This is a genomic window from Streptomyces polyrhachis (genome assembly GCF_042663125.1).
GTDB classification, from domain to species: domain Bacteria; phylum Actinomycetota; class Actinomycetes; order Streptomycetales; family Streptomycetaceae; genus Streptomyces; species Streptomyces polyrhachii.
The window spans coordinates 1-15,741 of sequence record NZ_JBHSZO010000062.1 but is presented as its reverse complement, the minus strand read 5'-3'; the positions used below and the strand labels follow the sequence as shown (position 1 = coordinate 15,741).

The following is a 15,741-nucleotide window of genomic DNA, read 5'->3' as shown; positions in this document are numbered from 1 at the left end:
TATCAGACCCTTTTCAGTGTCTGACTCCCGGTCGGCGGGATTCCCACCCGGCCGCCTGCGTTGTCACTAATGCAGTGCTTTCGCTTCGCGGCCTTGCGGTGGTCACTACGTTAGCGGGTTTCTCCGCCATTCCCTAATCGCCTGCTTCCGGGGTGCACAATGCGCAGCCCGGAAAGGCTGGTCAGAGGAATTGCTCGTAGTGAGGGTGCCGTCTCAGAGGCGCACTATGGCGTCCCCCTGTTTTGCGGCTCGGACTACATTACGGGTCTGGCCCAGTCGTGTCAACCCCCGTGGGTTCAGGCTCCGGCCGGCGGCTTGGCTCGCGGGCTCAGTCGGTACGCCGAGACCGTTGGGTCGCCGGCGAGGTGGAAGCGGTGCTGCCAGTCATGGGCCTTGCTCACGCCTACCCGGGGGCCGACCTGGATGTGCGCGGTAGGTACCGGCTCGCCCTCGGACAGCGTGACCAGGGCGCCTGTCAGGAGGTCTGTGCCGTTGTGCTCTGCCGTGATGCCGAGGGCCTGGCAGAGGTTCCCCGGGCCGCGGGCGAGGCGGGGGCTCTCGACCCGCTCCCCTCGCCGCTTGCGTGCCAGGTCCTCCCCTTCGATGACCCTGCCCGCCCGGATGAGGACAGCTGAGGCGAGGCCGTCCGTCCCGGTGACGACGTTGGCGCACCAGTGGAGACCGTGGGAGCGGTAGACGTACAGGCGGCCTGCGGGTCCGAACATCACGGCGTTGCGGGGTGTCCGGCCCCGGTAGGCATGGGAGGCCGGGTCGGCCGTACCGGAGTACGCCTCGGTCTCCGTGACGGCGATGCTCACGGTCCCCTCGGGGGTCTTGGAGGTGAGGACGCTCCCCAGCAGTTCGGGGGCGACCTCTTCGGCAGGGTGGGAGAGGAAGTCAGGGTCCATGTGTCTCCGCCTCTGTCGGTCTCGGCTCGATCGACCCGTCGTCGGTGTGACGCAGTAGGGTGCGGCCAAGGAGGTCCGGGGCCGCTTCCGGCACGGGACTCCGGAGGGACGAACGGTCCAAGGGATTACGCGACATACCCGGCGAGGGTAGTACGGGGAGGAGTGGGATGGGCTTCAAGAAGCTGTTCGCCAGCATGGGGGCCGGTGGCGCGTCGGTGGAGACGGTGCTCGCCGAGCCGAACACGGTGCCCGGCGGCGTCGTACAGGGGCAGGTGGAGGTCTCCGGCGGCTCGGTGGCGCAGGACATCGAGGGGCTCTCGGTCGGACTGCAGGCACGGGTGGAGGTGGAGAGCGGCGACCAGGAGTACAAGCAGGACGTCGAGTTCCACCGGGATCGGCTGGGCGGTGCCTTCACGGTCCAGCCGGGGGCGCAGCACGTGGTGCCGTTCGCGCTGAGCGTGCCGTGGGAGACCCCGATCACCACGTTCATGGGGCACCACCTCACCGGGATGAGCGTCGGGGTGACCACGGAGCTGCAGATCGCGCGGGCCGTGGACTCCGGTGACCTGGACGCGGTCAACGTGCATCCACTGCCGGCGCAGCAGGCGATCCTGGATGCCTTCGGGCGGCTGGGCTTCCGGTTCAAGAACGCCGATCTGGAGCGCGGGCACATCCGCGGGACGCGGCAGAAGCTGCCGTTCTACCAGGAGATCGAGTTCTTCGCCCCGCAGCAGTACCGGGGGCTGAACCAGGTCGAGGTGTCCTTCGTCGCCGACGACCGCGAGATGGACGTCGTGCTGGAGATGGACAAGAAGCCGGGGCTCTTCACCGGGGGGACGGATTCCTTCCGGGCCTTCCAGGTGAGTCTGTCGGCGTACGACCAGACCGACTGGGCGGCGTACCTCAACCAGTGGATCGCGGAGGTCGGCGGTCGGCGGAACTGGGCCTGACCCCTCCGCCGTCACGCCTTCGGGGTGTGTTGCCACGGGCGGCGGTCCTTACGGCCGGGAGGTCGTTAGGCTGCCGCCCGTATGCGTAGAGCGTTGCTGTGCAGAGTCCCCCGGCGGCGTGGGTCCGCCGGGGCCGACGGAGGTGTTTCGACGTGTCCGAGCAGGGTCGCCGCCCGCTGCCCCACGACTTCCATCCCGCTGTCCCCTCCTTCACCGTGACGAGCGAGGACGTGGGGCCCGACGGTGTCCTGCGGGACGCCCAGGTGCTGTCCGGGGGCGACCTCTCGCCGGAGCTGCGGTGGGAGGGCTTCCCGGCGGGGACCGAGAGCTTCGCCGTGACCTGCTTCGATCCGGACGCGCCGACGGGCAGCGGCTTCTGGCACTGGTCGGTCTTCGACATCCCGGCGTCCGTCACCGAGTTGCCCGCGGGGGCCGGCTCCGGGGAGGCGAAGGGGCTGCCGGAGGGCGCCGTGCAGGTCCGTAACGACTACGGCACGCGTGGTTACGGGGGTGCCGCTCCCCCGCCCGGCGACGGGCCCCATCGGTACGTCTTCACCGTCTACGCCGTCGATGTCCCGAAGTTGGGGCCGGACGCGGACGCCACTCCCGCGGTGGTGGGCTTCAATCTGCGTTTCCGCACCCTCGGACGGGGGCAGTTGATCGCCGAGTACGAAGTCCCGGGCGACGCCTAAATTCCGTTGTCGGAGATCCATCCACCGGGACACAGTGGAGTCACTTCGCCACTCGGCGGGGGCTCGTCCTGGAGGTGGAGAGGTGCGTCAGACGCTTGTGCTCAACGCGAGTTTCGAGCCGCTGTCGACGGTGTCGCTGCGGCGGGCCGTGGTGCTGGTGATGCAGGACAAGGCCGTCATCGAGCAGGAGCACGCGGGGCTGCGGATCCGTGCGGCGAACGTGGAGATGGCGGTGCCGCGGATCATCAGACTCTGCCGGTACGTGCGGGTGCCGTTCCGACAACGGGCGCCGTGGTCGCGGCGCGGCGTCCTGGTACGTGACCGGCACCGGTGCGCGTACTGCGGACGCCGGGCGACCACGGTGGACCACGTACTGCCCCGTTCGCGCGGTGGCGCGGACTCCTGGCTGAACACCGTCGCCGCCTGCGCGGCCGACAACCACCGCAAGGCGGACCGGACGCCGCAGGAGGCCGGGATGCAGCTGCTCACGCAGCCCTTCGAGCCCACTCCGGCGGACGCCCTGCTGCTCGCTCTGGCCCTCGGGGGCCGTGATCGGGGGCGGGAGCAGGCGCCGGAGTGGCTCGCGGTGCCGGCGGCCTGAGGGCCGCCCCCTCTCGCGTCCGACCGTCCCAGCAGCCCCCGCTCACTCGATCGGAGGCTGCTCGCGGTAGGTGGCGGCGCGGCGCTGCTGGGGCGGGACGGGGGGCTCGGTGGGGGCGGGGGCGCTGTCGCCGTTGCCGCCGCCCGTGGGGCCGAAGTTGCCGAGGACGCCGCCAAGGCCCTTGAGGGCGTCGCCGAGTTCGCTGGGGACGATCCAGAGCTTGTTGGCGTCGCCCTGGGCGATCTTCGGGAGCATCTGGAGGTACTGGTAGGAGAGGAGCTTCTGGTCGGCGTCGCCGGCGTGGATGGCCTCGAAGACCGTACGGACCGCCTGGGCCTCTCCTTCGGCGCGCAGCGCCTGGGCGCGGGCCTCGCCCTCGGCCCGCAGGATCGAGGACTGCTTCTCGCCCTCGGCGGTGAGGATCGCGGACTGGCGGACACCCTCGGCGGTGAGGATCGCGGCGCGCTTGTCGCGGTCGGCGCGCATCTGCTTCTCCATCGAGTCCTGGATGGAGGTGGGCGGCTCGATGGCCTTCAGCTCGACGCGGTTGACGCGGATTCCCCAGCGGCCGGTGGCCTCGTCCAGGACGCCGCGCAGGGCGGCGTTGATCTCCTCGCGGGAGGTGAGGGTGCGCTCCAGGTCCATGCCGCCGATGATGTTGCGCAGGGTCGTGACGGTGAGCTGCTCGATGGCCTGGATGTAGGAGGAGACCTCGTACGTCGCGGCGCGGGCGTCGGTGACCTGGTAGTAGATGACGGTGTCGATGTTCACGACCAGGTTGTCCTGGGTGATCACCGGCTGCGGGGGGAAGGGGACGACCTGCTCGCGCAGGTCGACGCGGTTGCGGACGGTGTCGATGAACGGGACGACGATGTTGAGGCCGGCGTTGAGGGTGCGCGTGTAGCGGCCGAAGCGCTCGACGATGGCCGCGCTGGCCTGGGGGATCACCTGCACCGTCTTGATGAGTGCGATGAAGACGAGCACCACCAGGATGATCAGGACGATGATGATCGGTTCCATTGCGCTCCCTCACATGACGACGGCGGTGGCGCCGTCGATATCCACAACATCGACCCGCTGGCCGGGCTCGTAAACCTGGTCGTCCTGGAGGGCTCGGGCGCTCCAGATCTCGCCGGCGAGCTTTATCCGGCCGCTCTGGCCGTCGACGCGCTGCAGGACGACCGCCTGGCGGCCCTTGAGCGCGTCGATGCCGGTGCGCTGCTCGGGTCGCTGCGTCCGGTGCCGGTTGGCGATCGGGCGTACGACGGCGATGAGCGCTGTCGAGACGGCGGCGAACACGATGACCTGCACCGTGACGTTCCCGCCGAGTGCGGCCGTGACCGATCCGGCTACGGCGCCGACCGCGAACATGGCCATCTCCGGCATCGCGGTGATGACGAGCGGTATCCCCAAACCCACGGCGGCGATCAGCCACCATACCCATGCGTCCACGGAGGCCATGCTAGGCCCTGGACAGCCGATTGTGGTGGGGTCGCGGTGCCCAAGTCGATTATTTGATCAGGGGGTTGGGGTGCGGCTTCGCGGATCGGGCCTGGATCGTGCTCAGTTGAGGGGGAGGCCGGCGGCCGTCCAGCGCTCGCCCTTGCGCTCCAGGGTGAGCGGGAGGCCGAAGCAGCGGGAGAGGTTGCGGGAGGTGAGCTCGGTGTCGAGGGGGCCGGCGGCGACGACCCTGCCCTGGCGGATCATCAGGACGTGGGTGAAGCCGGGGGCGATCTCCTCGACGTGGTGGGTCACCATGATCATGGAGGGGGCGTACGGGTCCCGGGCCAGGCGGCCGAGGCGGCGCACCAGGTCCTCGCGGCCGCCGAGGTCGAGGCCGGCGGCGGGCTCGTCGAGGAGGAGCAGCTCGGGGTCGGTCATCATGGCGCGGGCGATCTGGGTGCGCTTGCGCTCGCCCTCGGAGAGGGTGCCGAAGGCGCGGTCCGCGTACTCGCTCATGCCCAGGCGGTCGAGGAAGGCGCGGGCGCGCTCCTCGTCGACCGGGTCGTAGTCCTCGTGCCAGGTGGCGGTCATGCCGTAGGCGGCGGTGAGGACGGTCTGCAGCACGGTCTGGGTCTTGGGGAGCTTGTCGGTGAGGGCGCTGGAGGCCATGCCGATGCGGGGGCGCAGTTCGAAGACGTCGACGCCGCCGAGCTTGTCGCCGAGGATCTGGACCGTGCCGCTGGTGGGGAAGAGGTAGCTGGAGGCGATGTTCAGCAGGGTGGTCTTGCCGGCGCCGTTGGGGCCGAGGATGATCCACCGCTCGCCCTCGGCGACCGACCAGGAGACCCCGTCGACCAGAGCCCGGCCGTCACGGACCACCGATACGTCCACCAGCTCCAGTACATCGCTCATGAGCGTGCAGTCTCCCTTTGCGCTGCTTCTATCCCGTCCGGTGCGCACGGCACCCTCCGCGGCCAAACCTACGCTACGTGACGAGGGCGCCGATCCGTAGGCCCGGGGAGGGGGGATGTGGGGCGGGGCGGCTTGTGCGGTGGAGGGAGGGCGGGTTGTCGGAGGGGGAGCCTAGGCTTGGCGGCATGTTTGAGGAACCTCGCTCCGGGCGGTTGGCCGTCTGGGGGAACGCCGTGATCTCCGGTGCGGTGGCGCCGGACACCGCCCTGTCCGAGATCGTCGGGGACGACGCCCCGCACCGGGTGGTGGGGCTGCCCGGGGAGGAGGGGCGGGTGGGGCTCTCGCTCGCGCTCGGGCGGCTGCGGGCGCTGGGCGCGGTGGGGCTGCGGGTGGCGCTGCCCGCGCCGGGGCATCCGCTGGGGCTGTGCGGGCCGCCGGAGTTCAACGCCGCGGCGCTGGAGGCCGGTGAGGCGGTCGTGGTCGCGGGGCGGGCGGCGCTCGGTCTGGTGCCGGAGGTGGTCGCGGTGGGTCCGGCGGGCGACGAGCACGTCGAGGTGACGTGGCACTGCATGCCGGTACGGGAGGCGCCGCCGGCCGACGTGCCCTCGCTCGGGGAGGCCGAGCGGGAGCTGGCGGAGGCGATGCACGAGGCGACGCGGGCGCTGGCCCGGCTGGACGTGGCGGGCAGCGGGCCGGCGGCCCGGGCCGCGCTGGCGGCGTACCAGGCGCGGGCGGCGGCCTCGCGCGTCGGCCTGGCGCCGGGGTATCCGCCGCGGGCGACGCGGGTGCTGGAGCTGGCGGGGCGGATCGGGGGGCTGCTGGAGATCGCCGTCGCGCCGGGGAGCGGGGAGCACGGGGCGGCGGTGAGCGCCTCGGAGATCGCGGCGCGGCGGGCGGCGCTGCTGCCGGTGGAGCGGACGGCGCGGCGGGCGCGGGTGGCGGCGTACAACGCGTTCGTGGAGGAGTTGTGGCGGCGCGGGCTGTAGGACCGCGCGCCCCGGCCCCCGGTCCGTGGCGGACCGGGGGCCGGGGCGGGGGCGTGGTCAGCGGTTGGCGGCCTCGTTGTCGAAGGCCGCGTTGCCCAGGCCGAGGACGTTGACGCTGTTGCCGACGACGTTGGCGGCGACGTCGACCGGCAGCTGGACGACGTTGCCCGACAGGATGCCCGGGGAGCCGGTGGCCTTGCCGGTGGCCTGGGCGCCGGTGGCTCCGCTGGCAGAGGCCACTCCGGCGCCGGCGACGGCGATGCCGCCGGCCATGAGCGACAGGGCCGCGATCCGCTTCAGGTTCTTCACGATTGGTCCTCCTAGCGATGGCCGCGGCCAGCCAGCCGCGGTACGCCATGGAGAACGCGGCAGGGGCGCGCGGGTTGCGCCGCGGCGGGGACAACTACCCGACGGTATGAATCTCGTACCGGAATATGCCAGTCCGATCCGGGTCGCGGGAGTCCCCGGGCAGGGGCGTTCTAGCTGGTCAGGTCGTGGCGTACGGCCCAGAGCGCGGCCTGGGTGCGGTCCGCGAGGTCCAGTTTCATCAGAATGTTCGACACGTGCGTCTTGACGGTCTTCTCGGAGAGGACGAGCGCGCGGGCGATCTCCCGGTTGGAGCGGCCGTCGGCGATCAGCCCGAGGACCTCGCGCTCGCGTTCGGTGAGCGAACCGCTGCGCCCGTGGGTCCCCTGCCCCGGTGCCGACTCCTCCTGGGTGAGCAGCGCGGTGGCGACCTCCGGCTGCAGCAGGACGTGCCCGGCGTGCACCGAGCGGATCGCGAGGGCCAGCGCCTCGGGGTCGATGTCCTTGTAGACGTACCCGGCGGCGCCGGCCCGCAGGGCGGGGACGACGGTGCGCTGCTCGGTGAAGCTGGTGACGATCAGCACCCGCGCCGGGTTGCCGGCGGTCCGCAGCCGGCGCAGCGCCTCGACGCCGTCGGTGCCGGGCATCTTCACGTCCATCAGCACCACGTCGGGGCGCAGTTCCTCGGCGCGGGCCACTCCCTCGTCGCCGTCGGCGGCCTCGCCGACGACCTCGATGTCGCCCTGGACCTCCAGGAAGGTGCGCAGTCCGCGCCGGACGACCTGGTGGTCGTCGACGAGCAGTACGCGGATCCGGTCCGCGGGGCCTGCGGGGTCAGCCACCGGGCACCTCCATCTCGATCAGGGTGCCCTTGCCGGGCTCGGACACGACGGTGAGGGAGCCGCCCACCCCGGCGGCCCGGTCGCGCATGGAGACCAGGCCGAGGTGGCGGCCGGCGGAGCGCACGGCGGCGGGGTCGAAGCCCCGGCCGTCGTCGCGCACGGTGAGGACGGCGCCGGCGCCGCGGCGGGCGAGGCGGACCTCGACGCCGGTGGCGGCGGCGTGGCGCAGGGCGTTGTGCAGGGCCTCCTGGGCGACGCGCAGCAGCGCCTCCTCCTGGGTGGCGGGCAGGGCCCGTACGCCGTGGGCGGTGAAGGTGACGCGGGCGGCGTGGGCGCGGTCCAGGACGCGGACCTGGTCGGCGAGGGTGGCGGTGAGGCCGGCCTCGTCCAGGGCGGTGGGGCGCAACTCGGTGACGGCGGTGCGCAGTTCGTCGGCCGCCTCGGCGGCCAGCCGGGCCACCTGGCGCATCTCCCCCTTGGCGCGGGCCGGGTCGCGGTCTATCAGGGCGGCGGCGGCCTGGGCGGTGAGGCGCAGGGAGAAGAGCTTCTGGGAGACGGCGTCGTGCAACTCGTGGGCCAGGCGCGCGCGTTCGTCGGCGATGGTCAGCTCGCGGCTGCGCTCGTAGAGGCGGGCGTTGGTCAGGGCGATGGCGGCGTGCGCGGCGAGGGTCTGCAGGAGCGCCTCGTCCTCGGGGGTGAACGCGCTCTCCCCCGGCGGGGGTTGGGCGCCGTGCTTGTTCGCCAGGAAGAGGGCGCCGAGGGTCTCCTCGCCGTCCCGGATCGGTACGCCGAGGAAGTCGCGCAGGACGGGGTGGGCCTTGGGCCAGCCGCCGAAGCGCGGGTCGTGGGCGACGTCGGCGAGGCGCTGCGCGGTGCCCTCGCGGAGCATCGCGGCGAGGATGCCGTGCTGGCGGGGCAGCGGGCCGATGGCCTTCCACTGCTCCTCGCTGACGCCGTCGACGACGAACTGCGCGAAGCCGCCGTGGTCGTCGGGGACGCCCAGCGCCGCGTACTGGGCGCCCAGCAGCTCGCGCGCGGAGGCGGTGATCGTCTGCAGGACGTCGCGGACCTGGAGCTGGCGGCTCATCGCGAGCAGCGCCTCGCTCACGGCGTCGAGGCCGGCGCGGGCCGGGGGGCACGCCGGCTGGTGGGCCGGTGGCCGCTCCGGTGGCTGCTCCGGTCGCTGGGGGGACGGCATGGGGTCACCGTACCCGCGCGGTGGGATGAGGCGGATCGGGCGCGGGGCCCGGGTCTGCTCGGTCGTGGGGACTAGGGCGAAGTGCCCTGGCGGTCTGGGCCTGCCGCCCGAGGCGGCGGGGGGCGCGCCGTTCCTACGGTGGCCGTGTTGCCGAGGGCGCCGGTCGCCGGCCGGCCGCGGTGCGTGAAGGAGAGGGATGGACATGCCTGTTGCGGTGATCACGGGAGCGTCGAAGGGGCTGGGCCGGGCGCTGGCGTACGAGTTGGCGGCCCGGGGGTGGCTGCTGGTGCTGAACGCGCGCTCGGCGGACGTACTGCGGGAGAGCGTCGCGGAGCTGGCGGCCGCCACGGACGCGCAGGGGCGGATCACGGGGGTGGCGGGGGACGTGGGTGAGGCGCACACGCGCGGTGCGCTGGTCGCCGCCGCGCAAAAGCTGGGCGGGGTGGAGCTGCTGGTGAACAACGCCAGCGCGCTGGGCGCCGAGCCGCTGGTGCCACTGGCCGCCCAGCCGCTGGCCGGTCTGCGGGCGGCGCTGGAGACGAACGTGGTCGCGCCGCTGGGGCTCGTCCAGGAGGCGCTGGCGGGCGGTTCGCTGCGCGCGGTGCTCAACATCAGCAGCGACGCCGCCGTGGAGGCGTACGGGACCTGGGGCGGCTACGGGGCCTCGAAGGCGGCGCTGGACCAGCTCTCGGCGGTGCTGGCGGTGGAGCAGCCGGGGCTGCGGGTGTGGGCGGTGGACCCGGGAGACATGCGCACCGACCTCTACGCGGCGGCGGTGGGCTCGGACGAGGACCTGGCGGACCGCGCGCTGCCGGAGTCGGTGGCCCCGGCGCTGCTGCGGCTGATCGAGCGGGACGTGCCCAGCGGGCGCTACACGGCGGCGGCGCTGCTGGAGAAGGAGGCGGTCTCGTGATCACGGCACTGGAGGGCGACGTGGAGGTGCCGGACGCGCTGCTGGCCCGGGTACCGGCCGAGCAGCGCGCGCCGGGCGCGGCGCGCGACGCGGTGCGGCTGATGGTCTCGCGGGGTGCGCGCGGCGGGGACGGGGAGGGGACGGTGTCGCACCACGCCTTCGCCGAGCTGCCGGGGGTGCTGCGCGCCGGGGACGTGCTGGTGGTGAACACCTCGCCGACCCTGCCGGCCGCGATCGACGGGCGGGTCGGGGACGAGCACGTGGTGGTGCACTTCTCGACCGCCGGCGACGACGGCCGCTGGGCGGTGGAGCTGCGCTCCCCGGACGGGCGCGGGACGACGCGGCCCCGGCCCGGCGGCCCGGCGGGGGCGGCGGTGCGGCTGCGCGGCGGGGCGGGGCTCGTCCTGGCGGAGCCCGTATCAGGAGGGGCGGGGGGTGGGCGGCTGTGGTGGGCGCGGGTGTCCCTCGCGGACGTACCCGGTCATCTGCTGCGCTACGGGCGGCCCATCCGCTACTCCTACACCGACCGCGACCAGCCGCTCTCGGCGTACCAGACGGTCTTCGCCGCCGCGGGCACGGCCGGCGGCGGCTCGGCGGAGATGCCCAGTGCCGGGCGGCCCTTCACGGCGGAGCTGGTGGCGCGGCTGGTGGGCGCGGGGGTGCAGTTCGCGCCGGTCACCCTGCACACGGGGGTCTCCTCCGGCGAGGCGCACGAGCCGCCCTATCCGGAGCGCTACGAGGTGCCGGAGCCGACCGCGTGGCTGGTGAACGCGGCCCGGGCGGGCGGCGGGCGGATCGTCGCGGTGGGCACCACGGCCGTACGGGCGCTGGAGTCGGCGGCCGACGCGGCGGGGCGGGTGCGCGCGGCGGCCGGGTGGACGGACCTGGTCGTCACGCCGGAGCGCGGGGTGCGGGCAGTGGACGGGCTGCTGACGGGGCTGCACGAGCCGGCGGCCTCGCACCTGCTGATGCTGGAGGCCGTCGCGGGCGGCGTCGACGGGGCGGACGGCGCGGCGGGGCGGGCGCTGCTGCGCCGCAGCTACCGGGAGGCGCTGGCGGAGGGGTACCTGTGGCACGAGTTCGGGGACGTGCACCTCATCCTCGGGTGATCGTTCAGGCGCCCCTCGGGGGGTGCGGGTGTGAGGCGCCGCACGAGACCCAGGTCACGTACTAGAGCGGATAGGAGACGGGGGTGCGAGGAGTGGGGGCTATTTGTGGCCTTTTGGGACTTTGGTCCGGGACCGTGACCCTACTAGGCAGGGTCGTATTGGGGGTCATTGCGTAGAAGGTCCGGGTCTGTCAAAACTGGTCGAGTCGTGCCGACGGACCGGTGCACGGCCACGTCGACAACGAAAGGCAGACCCCCCATGCGAGAGTCCATCGCTCCCCGAATACGCAAGGCCCGCGGCAAGGCTGCCCTGAAGGCGGCCGGCGCCGCCACGGTGGTCCTCACCGCCGGCCTGACCCTTGCCCCCGCCGCACTGGCGGTCGGCGGTACACCCGCCGGCACCCCCTCCACCGTCTCCATGGCCACGCAGAAGTCGAACAAGGCGCTGGCGGACAAGATGATCAAGAGCGATGCGCAGTTCGCGTGCTTCTCGAAGATCGTCGAGCGCGAGAGCACCTGGAACCACCACGCCGTCAACAAGTCCAGCGGTGCCTACGGCCTGGTCCAGGCGCTGCCCGCGCACAAGATGGCCACCGCCGGCTCCGACTGGCGCACCAACCCGGCCACGCAGATCAAGTGGGGCCTGGACTACATGAACGACCGCTACGGCAGCCCGTGCCAGGCGTGGGAGTTCTGGCAGCAGAACCACTGGTACTGAGCGCGCCGAGCGGGCTGGGACGGCCAGTGGCCCCGGCCCCGGCGGCGTTCGTACCGGCCGGTGCGGGCTGACAGCAGCCGGCACCGACCCGCGGACATCGAGGCGGCACCCCGCGCGGGGTGCCGCCTTCTGCCGTTCTTCTGGCGCCTTCTGCCGTCCTTCTGCCGTACGCCCCAGGGGGCCGCGATCAGCGCATGACCTCCGGCTCGTGCCGGCGCAGCAGGCGCAGGACGATGACGGCGCTGAGGGCCCCCAGCCCCAGCAGGACGCCCATGTCCAGGGCGTAGGCACCGAGGTCGTGCTCCCACAGCGGGTCCGGCTTCGCGCCGTCCTGGGCGGGGAGCAGGGTGTTGAGGTCCACCACCGCGCCGATGGCGGCGGTCGCCCAGCGCGAGGGCATCAGCCAGGACAGCTGCGCCAGGCCCGGCGTCTCGTGCACCGGGAAGAGCGCCCCGGTGAAGACGACCTGCACGATCGCGAACATCACCAGCAGCGGCATCGTCTTCTCGGCCGTCTTCACCAGCGCGGAGATGATCAGGCCGAACATCATGCAGGTGAAGCCCAGCGCCGCGATGGCCAGCGTGAGGTCGACGAAGGGCGAGGCCTTGACCAGCAGGCCCTCCTCCGGCAGGTCGCGCGGCAGCAGGCCGATGGCGGCGATGATCGCGCCCTGCAGCACGGTGATCAGGCCGAGCACGATCACCTTGGACCACAGGTAGGCGGAGCGCGACAGGCCCGTCGCCCGCTCCCGCTCGTAGATCACCCGTTCCTTGATCAGCTCGCGGACCGAGTTGGCCGCGCCGCCCAGGCAGGCGCCGACGGCGATGATGACGAGGATGGGACCGGCGTCCTCGTTCGCCCCGCCCTTCTTGGGGTTGGGCAGCAGCCCGGTGTCCGCGGGCATCAGCACGCTCATCACGCCCAGCACGATGGGCAGGATGAACATCAGCGCGATGAAGCCCCGGTCGGAGGCGATGACGGAGGCGTAGCGGCGCACCAGGGTGACCAGCTGGACTCCCCAGCTCTGCGGTTTGGGCGGCTTCACCTGCGCCGGCTGGACCTGCGCGGACTGGGGGGCGACCGCGTCTATGTCCGCGGCGTACATCTGGTAGTGCTGGGAGCCGTGCCAGCGGCCGCCCCAGTCGTAGTCGCGGTAGCTCTCGAAGGCGGAGAAGACGTCCGCCCAGGTCTCGTAGCCGAAGAAGTTCAGCGCCTCGCCGGGCGGGCCGAAGTAGGCCACCGAGCCGCCCGGCGCCATCACCAGCAGCCGGTCGCACAGGGCGAGTTCGGCCACCGAGTGGGTGACGACCAGGACCGTGCGGCCGTCGTCGGCGAGGGCCCGCAGCAGCTTCATCACGTCGCGGTCCATGCCGGGGTCAAGGCCGGAGGTGGGCTCGTCGAGGAAGATCAGCGAGGGCTTGGTGAGCAGCTCCAGGGCGACCGAGACGCGCTTGCGCTGGCCGCCGGAGAGCGAGCTGATCTGCTTCTCCTTGTGCACGTCCAGCTTCAGCTCGCGCAGCACCTCGTCCACCCGCTCGCGGCGCTCGGCCTCGGCGGTGTCACCGGGGAAGCGCAGCTTGGCGGCGTAGCGCAGGGCCGTCTGCACGGTGAGCTGGGTGTGCAGGATGTCGTCCTGCGGGACCAGGCCGATGCGCTGGCGCAGCTCGGCGAACTGCTTGTAGAGGTTGCGGCTGTCGTAGAGCACGTCGCCCTCGTTGGCGGGGCGGTAGCCCGTGAGCGCCTTCAGGAGCGTGGACTTGCCCGAGCCGGAGGGGCCGATCACCGCGACCAGGCTCTTCTCCGGGACGCCGAAGGAGACGTCCTTGAGGATCTTCTTCTTCTCCGGGCCGACCTGCACGGTCAGATGGCGGGCGGAGAAGGTGACCGCGCCGGTGTCGACGAACTCCTCGAGCTGGTCGCCGACCAGGCGGAAGGTGGAGTGGCCGACGCCGACGATGTCCTGCGGGCCGATCAGCCTGCTGGTGCGGGGGGCGAGTTGCTGGCCGTTGACGAAGGTGCCGTTGTGGCTGCCGAGGTCGAAGATCTCGAAGCGGCCGTCGGGGGCCGCGCGGAACTCGGCGTGGTGGCGGGAGACCTGCAGGTCGTCCACGCGCAGCTCGTTGTCCAGCGCGCGGCCGATGCGGGTGACGCGGCCGAGGTGGAGTTTGTGGAACGTGGTGGGGTTGTGGTTGCCGTAGATCGGGGTGCCCTGCACGGGCGCGCCGCCCTGCGGGGGGATCCGGGGCGGCGCGGCGCCCTCCCCCCCGCCGCCCCAGGCGGGCTGGGCGGGCGCCAGGTAGGTGGGGGCGCCGTGGACCTCGGCGCCGACCGCCGTGGCGGTCAGCCGCAGGTGGGGGCCGTCGGTGGCGTTGCCCAGATGGACGCTGGAGCCGGCGCCGACCTCCGTCTGGTGCACGCGCTGCCCGTGCACGAAGGTGCCGTTGGTGCTGCCGTGGTCCTCCAGCAGCCAACCGCGCCCGCCCCAGCGGATGGTGGCGTGCCGCCAGGAGACCCGGGCGTCGTCGAGGACCACCTCGCTCTGCGGGTCCCGCCCCAGTCGGTAGGACCGTGACTGGTCCAGGTTCCAGGTACGGCCGTTCAGTTCCAGTACGAGATCCGGCACGCCACGCCCCACAAGATAGTCCCCCGAGTTGCCCCCTGACGCGGGCCCGTGGACCCGTAGGGATTCTAGGTGGGGAGGCTGTCGGGGAGGAACTGTTTCTCGTCGTTCCGCTCCCAGAGATCTCGTACGGGCGTGCGGGGGCCTTCCCACGGCTCCCACTTCCAACTCCCAGTTCCCCCGATCGCGTTGACCGCGCGCGGGCACGGCACGGAGAGTGGTACCCGACAGGCGGCAGGCCGTTGTACGACCGGGGGCGGGGTCCATGAGCGAGCGCAGCGCGGGTACGGGGTGGGGCGGGGTCCTCATCTCCAGTGCGGCCGCGGTGGGTTGGGCGTATCTGGCGATGGCCGCCGTCGCGGCGCTCGGGCTGCATCTGCTGGGCGCCGACGCGGTGGGCTCCCTGGGGCCGATGACCGCGGCGGCGACCGCGCTGGCGGTGGGCGGCAGCGTCACCCCGACCGGCGCGGTCGGGGTCTTCGGCATGGAGGTGGAGCCGGCGCAGGCGGCGGTGAGCATCACCCCGCTGGGGGTCGGGCTGACCGGGGCGCTGGTGCTGGGCTGGCTCTTCGTACGGTCGCTGCGCGGGGCGGGCGCCGTGGTCGGCGGCGCGGAGCTGGCCGCGCGGGCGGCCGGGGTGGTCGTGCTGTTCACGGCGGTGCTGGGCGGGCTGGTCTGGGCCGGCAGCGGCTCCGTGACGATCGACGGGGCGAAGCTGCCCGCGGGCGCCGGGGACACCGTGCCGGGCGGCGACCTGCTGGACGGGCTGGGCGATCTCGGCGAGGTGGGCGGCGGGCTGGAGGACGCGCTGGGCGAGATGGCGCAGGCCGAGGCGACGGTGGGCTTCGACGTGGACGCCGCGCCGACGATCCTCGGCGGGCTGCTGTGGGTGCTGTGCGTACTGGCCATCTCCCTTGCCTCGTCCAGGACTTCACCGCTGCCCCGCGGCTGGGAGGCCCTGCACCGCACGGTACGGCCGGCGGCGTCCGCGCTGCGTACGGTGCTCGTCCTGGCGGTGGCCGCCGGCGGCGCGGCGGCGGCGTACGCCGCGCTCACCGAGGACGCCCGGGGGCAGATCGCCGGCGGGGCGCTCCTGGGGGCGCCCAACGGGGTGTGGCTGGCGGTCCCGCTGGGGCTCTTCGTGCCCTGGCACGGGGAGGCCACGGGCCAGTTGAAGGGGGTGCTGCCCAGTCCGCTGGACGAACTGCTCTCCGCCGAGGACAGCTCGATCACGCTGGGCCGGCTCGCGGAGCTGGACGGGCGGGTGTGGCTGCTGGCGGCGGCCTGCGCGCTGATGATGCTGACGGCGGGGGTGCTGACGGCGGCCCGTACGCCGTACTCCGGGGTGCCCGGGACGGCCGGGCAGAGCGCCGGGGCCTTCGCCGGCCGGTGCGCGCTGTGGCTGGCGGCGGCCGGTGCGGTGGCGCTGCCGCTGCTGGTGTGGCTGACGGGGGTGTCGGCGGACGCGAGCCTGTCGGTGTTCGGCTTCGACGCGGTGGGCGCGGGGGTGCAGCTGCACGGAAGCGTGCCGCTCGCGCTGCTGC

16 protein-coding genes are annotated in these 15,741 nt (G+C 73.0%); 8 read left to right on the top strand and 8 right to left on the bottom strand.

Features of this window, described 5'->3' with window-relative positions; translation table 11 throughout:
* Nucleotides 1-296 precede the first annotated feature (296 nt).
* Nucleotides 297-908, bottom strand: coding sequence for a DNA-3-methyladenine glycosylase (locus ACFQLX_RS24880; RefSeq protein WP_386418682.1), 612 nt, complete (start codon nucleotides 906-908; stop codon nucleotides 297-299).
* A gap of 167 nt (nucleotides 909-1,075) precedes the next feature.
* On the opposite strand from ACFQLX_RS24880, the gene ACFQLX_RS24875 reads away from it, so the two are divergent.
* The 3 genes from ACFQLX_RS24875 (at nucleotide 1,076) to ACFQLX_RS24865 (ending at nucleotide 3,151) form a co-directional block, all read left to right on the top strand.
* Nucleotides 1,076-1,858: a sporulation protein gene (locus ACFQLX_RS24875; protein WP_386418680.1), complete on the top strand. Its 783-nt coding sequence runs from the start codon at nucleotides 1,076-1,078 to the stop codon at nucleotides 1,856-1,858.
* Between the two features lie 152 nt (nucleotides 1,859-2,010).
* Entirely contained in the window at nucleotides 2,011-2,550 is a 540-nt protein-coding gene (locus tag ACFQLX_RS24870; RefSeq protein WP_386418678.1) for a YbhB/YbcL family Raf kinase inhibitor-like protein, read from the top strand.
* An 82-nt stretch (nucleotides 2,551-2,632) separates the two neighbouring features.
* Nucleotides 2,633-3,151, top strand: a complete 519-nt coding sequence (locus tag ACFQLX_RS24865) for an HNH endonuclease (RefSeq protein ID WP_386418676.1) — start codon at nucleotides 2,633-2,635, stop codon at nucleotides 3,149-3,151.
* Nucleotides 3,152-3,193: 42 nt separating this feature from the next.
* Here ACFQLX_RS24865 and ACFQLX_RS24860 read toward each other — a convergent pair whose 3' ends face one another.
* The 3 genes from ACFQLX_RS24860 to ACFQLX_RS24850 form a co-directional block, all read right to left on the bottom strand.
* Entirely contained in the window at nucleotides 3,194-4,171 is a 978-nt protein-coding gene (locus ACFQLX_RS24860; RefSeq protein ID WP_386418674.1) for an SPFH domain-containing protein, read from the bottom strand.
* Nucleotides 4,172-4,180: 9 nt separating this feature from the next.
* A complete protein-coding gene (locus ACFQLX_RS24855; protein ID WP_386418673.1) occupies nucleotides 4,181-4,612 on the bottom strand; it encodes an NfeD family protein in 432 nt (143 codons plus the stop codon).
* A 102-nt stretch (nucleotides 4,613-4,714) separates the two neighbouring features.
* A complete protein-coding gene (locus ACFQLX_RS24850) occupies nucleotides 4,715-5,506 on the bottom strand; it encodes an ABC transporter ATP-binding protein (protein WP_386418671.1) in 792 nt (263 codons plus the stop codon).
* Nucleotides 5,507-5,691: 185 nt separating this feature from the next.
* On the opposite strand from ACFQLX_RS24850, the gene ACFQLX_RS24845 reads away from it, so the two are divergent.
* Nucleotides 5,692-6,492 carry a hypothetical protein gene (locus tag ACFQLX_RS24845; protein WP_386418669.1) on the top strand — a complete coding sequence of 267 codons (801 nt, stop codon included), beginning with the start codon at nucleotides 5,692-5,694 and terminating at the stop codon, nucleotides 6,490-6,492.
* A 57-nt stretch (nucleotides 6,493-6,549) separates the two neighbouring features.
* Here the strand turns inward: ACFQLX_RS24845 and ACFQLX_RS24840 are convergent, their stop codons facing one another.
* The 3 genes from ACFQLX_RS24840 to ACFQLX_RS24830 form a co-directional block, all read right to left on the bottom strand.
* On the bottom strand, nucleotides 6,550-6,801 hold the full coding sequence (locus ACFQLX_RS24840; RefSeq protein ID WP_386418667.1) for a chaplin: 252 nt from the start codon (nucleotides 6,799-6,801) through the stop codon (nucleotides 6,550-6,552).
* A 170-nt stretch (nucleotides 6,802-6,971) separates the two neighbouring features.
* A complete protein-coding gene (locus ACFQLX_RS24835) occupies nucleotides 6,972-7,640 on the bottom strand; it encodes a response regulator (RefSeq protein WP_386418665.1) in 669 nt (222 codons plus the stop codon).
* Complete coding sequence (locus ACFQLX_RS24830) at nucleotides 7,633-8,727, bottom strand: GAF domain-containing sensor histidine kinase (RefSeq protein ID WP_386418685.1); 1,095 nt, start codon at nucleotides 8,725-8,727, stop codon at nucleotides 7,633-7,635. Before ACFQLX_RS24830 ends, ACFQLX_RS24835 begins: the two co-directional genes overlap by 8 nt.
* 313 nt (nucleotides 8,728-9,040) lie before the next feature.
* Between ACFQLX_RS24830 and ACFQLX_RS24825 the strand changes: the two genes are divergently transcribed.
* The 3 genes from ACFQLX_RS24825 (at nucleotide 9,041) to ACFQLX_RS24815 (ending at nucleotide 11,577) form a co-directional block, all read left to right on the top strand.
* On the top strand, nucleotides 9,041-9,751 hold the full coding sequence (locus tag ACFQLX_RS24825) for an SDR family NAD(P)-dependent oxidoreductase (RefSeq protein WP_386418684.1): 711 nt from the start codon (nucleotides 9,041-9,043) through the stop codon (nucleotides 9,749-9,751).
* Nucleotides 9,748-10,860 carry an S-adenosylmethionine:tRNA ribosyltransferase-isomerase gene (locus ACFQLX_RS24820; RefSeq protein WP_386418664.1) on the top strand — a complete coding sequence of 371 codons (1,113 nt, stop codon included), beginning with the start codon at nucleotides 9,748-9,750 and terminating at the stop codon, nucleotides 10,858-10,860. Before ACFQLX_RS24825 ends, ACFQLX_RS24820 begins: the two co-directional genes overlap by 4 nt.
* Before the next feature lie 258 nt (nucleotides 10,861-11,118).
* On the top strand, nucleotides 11,119-11,577 hold the full coding sequence (locus tag ACFQLX_RS24815; protein ID WP_386418662.1) for an aggregation-promoting factor C-terminal-like domain-containing protein: 459 nt from the start codon (nucleotides 11,119-11,121) through the stop codon (nucleotides 11,575-11,577).
* A gap of 187 nt (nucleotides 11,578-11,764) precedes the next feature.
* Here ACFQLX_RS24815 and ACFQLX_RS24810 read toward each other — a convergent pair whose 3' ends face one another.
* The gene (locus tag ACFQLX_RS24810) at nucleotides 11,765-14,200 is read right to left on the bottom strand and encodes an ABC transporter ATP-binding protein/permease (RefSeq protein WP_386418660.1); all 2,436 of its coding nucleotides are present in this window, start codon (nucleotides 14,198-14,200) and stop codon (nucleotides 11,765-11,767) included.
* A 262-nt stretch (nucleotides 14,201-14,462) separates the two neighbouring features.
* On the opposite strand from ACFQLX_RS24810, the gene ACFQLX_RS24805 reads away from it, so the two are divergent.
* Nucleotides 14,463-15,741: streptophobe family protein (locus ACFQLX_RS24805; protein WP_386418658.1), on the top strand; the 1,279-nt coding region annotated here is incomplete at its 3' end.